The 4,549-nt window shown below is 42.2% G+C and carries 3 protein-coding genes; all 3 read right to left on the bottom strand.

Annotated elements, in window-relative coordinates:
* Positions 1-721: 721 nt before the first annotated feature.
* Complete coding sequence (locus tag DFP80_RS20495; RefSeq protein WP_113918651.1) at positions 722-2,014, bottom strand: tetratricopeptide repeat protein; 1,293 nt, start codon at positions 2,012-2,014, stop codon at positions 722-724.
* 1 nt (position 2,015) lies between these two features.
* On the bottom strand, positions 2,016-3,512 hold the full coding sequence (locus DFP80_RS20490) for a surface lipoprotein assembly modifier (RefSeq protein WP_113918650.1): 1,497 nt from the start codon (positions 3,510-3,512) through the stop codon (positions 2,016-2,018).
* An 88-nt stretch (positions 3,513-3,600) separates the two neighbouring features.
* On the bottom strand, positions 3,601-4,368 hold the full coding sequence (locus DFP80_RS20485) for a Slam-dependent surface lipoprotein (protein WP_113918649.1): 768 nt from the start codon (positions 4,366-4,368) through the stop codon (positions 3,601-3,603).
* Positions 4,369-4,549 lie beyond the last annotated feature (181 nt).

The raw sequence follows: 4,549 nt of genomic DNA, 5'->3' as shown, positions 1-4,549 counted from the left end.
GTCTTATAATAGAAAGAAAGCATGTGAGACAAGGTTGTCGTCAAGCTTTAAAACGAAAAGAACCCCATCCTGCATAGCAGGGCGGGGTTTTTTATTGCCTGAAATAAAAAGCGAATTAGGTCACCTATCTCTTCACCACCTCTGGATACATGTGATTACACGATGCACCGAAGGGGCCAGTGGAAGACATCCGAAGGATGCCCGAAGGGGATAAAGCGAAGCTTTAGATCTGTGAGGTCGTCGTCTTTAGTATCCTCAGATGTCCTCAATTATCTCCATACACAACACGATCCCAACCAGCGACGCCTTGCGTCACTGACGTCGTCAGCGGCTTACGCTGCTTCGGATCCTGTTTATCTAGTCATATGCATAGGTCAGCCTGAACTCAAGCTATCCGACATGGTGTTTTGTCACCAAGCCAAGTTTCTTGTTCCTTCCCCTTATGTCTTCAAGGGGAAGGTCAGGATGGGGTTAGTCCAGCAACCTCTAACCAATCACATTAACGGTAAAGCTTGGTTATTTTGTTTATCTAGTCAGCGGCTTACGGCTTACGGCTTACGCTGCTTAGGATCTTGCTTATCTAGTTCATGCATTGGTCAGATGAGCTAAAGTTATCCGGCATTATGTTTTGCCAGCAAAGCAAGTCTCTTATTTTCTACCTCTTATGTCTTCAGGTGAAGTATAGATAGCGTAGCAGATGGTTATCAGTAGTTTGCTTTAGTTACTCATTTAATACCTTTAATTGTCTTAGGAATTTCGATTTTTCTCTGCTTTTATTCCAAGCGTCGTAGAGCGCTATCAGATTTTCCAATGCAATTTTTTTGGATGCTGCTGGTGCTTGTGCTTTTTCCATTAAGGATAGTGATTGCAGAAAGAGAGGCTCTGCTTGTAGGTAGTCTCTTTCACCATAGAAAATAGCCCCCGCCCTTGCTGCAGTATAAGCGGCTTGTAATGGCTGTGTTGGGGTTTTGCCATGAAGTATTAAACTCCGTTGATAAAGTGTTAGGGCTTTTTTTGTATCACCTTGCTCATCTTCCAGGCTACCTAAATTACCCAGTATCAGGGCTTGTTCTATGCCTTTATCTTGATTCAGTTCACGCAACCCCATTAACGCTTTTTGGTAAAGCGCTTCTGCTTCGCTATAGTCTTTTTTCTGTTGGCTGTTCAAAGCCAATTCATTTAAATTCATCACGTTGGCGAGTGATGAATTGCCTGATTTGTTTCGGATTTTTAGCGCCTGTTCACGAGAGGATATTGCTAAATTTTGTAGACCTTGTTCATCGTAAAGCGCAGCGAGGCGTTCCAGTGTTTCAGCGAGACGAACATCATTGTTTTCTAATGCGTTTTGTTCTCGTTCGAGTTCTATTTCTAATGTGCGTTGCGCAGCTTCTGCTTGGTTTTGTTGTATGTGCGCATCGGCCAAAGCATAATTTATGTGACGAAACAGATCACTGAATTCTTGCTGACCTTTGCTTTTTAGTAAGGTTTCTACGGTGGATATGGTTTCGGCATAATTCTTCGATTCATTATGAAGACGAGTTAACGCGTTTACGGTTTTTAAAACGTCATTCGCTTGAACATTCTCAAATTGTTGAATAGCCCAAGCTTGGGAATAAGCGTCAATAGCATGTTGAGGCTGACCTATCTGCTCAAGAAAATTGCCTTTATTAAATAGCAGGGTAGCTACCTGAGGGTGTTCGTCATCGTAAGCGCTTTTTGTAAATTTGATAGCATCATTGATGGAATTAATCGCAGCGTCTGGCTTGTCTTGTGCGATTTGAATAAAAGCCAATAAGTTGAGACTGCTGGCACGAAACGCGGTACCGTTGTCGGCTTTTTTAGCGATTTTGGCAGCGTATTTTGCATTTTTTTCTGCCTTGATGTAATCGCCATCTTGGTAAAGAGTCATGGCTTTATCTTGGTAGTATTGCCAGTTACCTGCTGCCCAGGACACAGAGCTTAATAATAGGGCGCAAAGAGTGACAAAAGTAGTTAAATGATGCAGTTTTATCATGTTAGAAATTTTTCTCTAGTTTTAGGCTGATTTGATTATTTTCGCGGCTATAAAGCCAATCTACATTGCTGTTTATATTTGAGTGTTTGATGGTTAGGCTCGGAGCAAAACCTAAGATGGACAGTTGAGGTGATTTCATGACCAATGTGTAGCTGCTTTCATGGTCATTGCGTTTTGCGCCAAGAATGTTGCTGTACGCTTTGTAATTTTGTTCGCGGAAAGAAGCAAAGAATGTAGTACTTAAAATATTGGAAAAGGATTTCGATATACCCAGCCGTACACCGAGTTGTAAATAGCCATAGGGTTTATCATCCGCTTGTCTATCTAAACCATCTATACCTCCAAATAACGTCCAGCTGTTTGGTAATACTTGCCACATGGTCGCGTTTGCTGAGTAGGATGGGCCGTTATAACGTTCGTAGTTTTGCTTTTTATAGCGTAGCTCTTTGTAATCGCCTTGGAGCTTGAGCACTTGTTTGTTAGAAAAGCGACGAGTCCATTCGCCATGCAGGCCTAAGGCACTGTACATGGCTTTATTTCCATAGGCGGAAAATTCAAAAGAAGGCGCAAATTGTATTTGATCATCGAGGTCTTGATAGCGATAACCTAATTGCGTTACTAGTGTGCTTTCATTGTAGTCAGGATAATCATCATAGTTCTTGCCATACAATAGAGAGCGAGAATACAGTCCATTATGACCAGTAACAGGTGTGTACTTGTTACTGGTCAGCTCGTAATCAAGCCCTGTTGCTGAAATGGCGTCGGGGATGTTACGTTCATAAACACATTGTCCTTGGTAGAGAAGTAAGCACGTTCTGCTTTCTGAAGATTGGTTAAGGTTATCATTCCATACTGCACCAAGCGCGACAGAAACAGACCAATCATTGCGTTGATCTAACGCGGTTAAAAAACTTTCTACTGTGCGGTTTACGCCCGCTTGTTGCGCGTTATCTGGATCAAGCTTTGCTGCTATTTGCGTAAAAACTATCTCAGCTTCTTTGTCTTGATGGTCTTCAAATAAGACCCTCGCCAGCTCTAATTGACCAGGTAAAAAATCAGGATTTAAATTGAGAAGTTGACGATATTCTATAACAGCCTGTTTCATATTACCTTGGATTCGAGCTAATGCGCCTTTCGCATAAGCGAGTAAAAGTGGATCAGCATCGGAAAGTGTTTGATACTCATTAAGAAAATAAACAACGGCGTTCCATTGTTTGTTCTTGATGGATTCATAGAGTGCACGCCCTAGATCATTAGCGTTGTGCCCGACAGGATAAGCCTTGCCATCAAGAATCAACTCTGGGCGTTTTCCTGGCAAGTAATCTTCATCTTTGAGTAATTCACTTTCCTTTGAATTGCTTTGTTGTTCTATGCTTTGGTTTAACCTTAGTTGAGTATCTAAATCGTGATCATCTGCTGTTGCAGACCGTGAGAACATAAACAGCAAGGCCAATCCGACTATCTTGCAAGGAAGAAAGTTACTTTTTAAAAAACGCATGTAAATGGCTCATCATAGGCAGTAAAGAGAAAAGCCGAGCAGGATAATCATGCTCGGCTAAAAACAAATCATCAAAAATGATGTAAGTCTATTGAGAACCACCAAATGCGGTATCGTATTCAGTACCAGTGAAGTCAACAAGCCCAGCTAGATCTGCTTGGCCATTGTAGAACTGAGCAGAAACGCTACCACCAGTTAGGGATGTACCATCAAAGGTTCCTGATGCACCAGTTCCTGTTACAGAGGCTGTACTATTAATAGTGGCAGTACCAATATTAATATATTTGCTTACAGTAGAGTTGTACATTGTCCCAGTTAATTCGGCTGAACCGAAGTCAGCGGTTAATGTACCGTTTAGCAAGCTTGCCGCTGTACCATCGTAGTTATTAATACCGACAACAGTGTAAGTAGCTGAGCCAGAGGTTGGTACAGACGTATCTTCATTCAAGCCTGAGTAGTAGACAGTATGAGTTGTGCTATCCTTAAGGCCACTATTGTCTACGCCTGACCATTCACCAAAAAAGACATCCTGACCTGATATTTCAGAGAAATCAAAATAGCCAAGGGCAGAATGAGATGCTGGCATCATGGCTGGTGTAATGGTGTAGACATCATTACTAGCACTTACCATGTTTGTTAGGCCTGAAAAACTGACCATAGCACCGTCATAAAAATTGGTTACACCTATTCCAGGTGCACCTTCCGTACCAGGGTGATCAACAGTTGTACTCGTTGTACCACCTACTGTGATATAGCCCGTAAGACTTTGACCTGATGCTGTCGCATTGGCCATGCCTGATAAAGTTAATGAGCTAAGAGCGAGAGTTATTGCACTTACTAGTTGTAACTTTTTCATTGTATTACTCCATTGCATTAAGTGTTTCCGCAGTGAAAACACGGTGAGGTGACGAGATGTTATGCTCGCCACTTTTGATAACAAGACGCTAGAAGCGCCCTGTCAAAGCCAGTTTAAATGTGCGTCCCGGTGCTGGTATGGCGGAACGCGTCAGTGGATCAATGTAATATTCATCAGTTAG

The organism is Marinomonas rhizomae, assembly GCF_003315485.1.
Lineage (GTDB): Bacteria > Pseudomonadota > Gammaproteobacteria > Pseudomonadales > Marinomonadaceae > Marinomonas > Marinomonas rhizomae.
Note: the sequence above shows the minus strand (reverse complement) of the source record. Positions and strands in the feature narration are given on the sequence as shown.

Excerpts from the sequence above, each read along its gene's own strand:
- DFP80_RS20495 (WP_113918651.1), bottom strand. The coding sequence starts at position 2,014 with ATGATAAAACTGCATCATTTAACTACTTTTGTCACTCTTTGCGCCCTA.
- DFP80_RS20490 (WP_113918650.1), bottom strand. The coding sequence starts at position 3,512 with ATGCGTTTTTTAAAAAGTAACTTTCTTCCTTGCAAGATAGTCGGATTG.
- DFP80_RS20485 (WP_113918649.1), bottom strand. The coding sequence starts at position 4,368 with ATGAAAAAGTTACAACTAGTAAGTGCAATAACTCTCGCTCTTAGCTCA.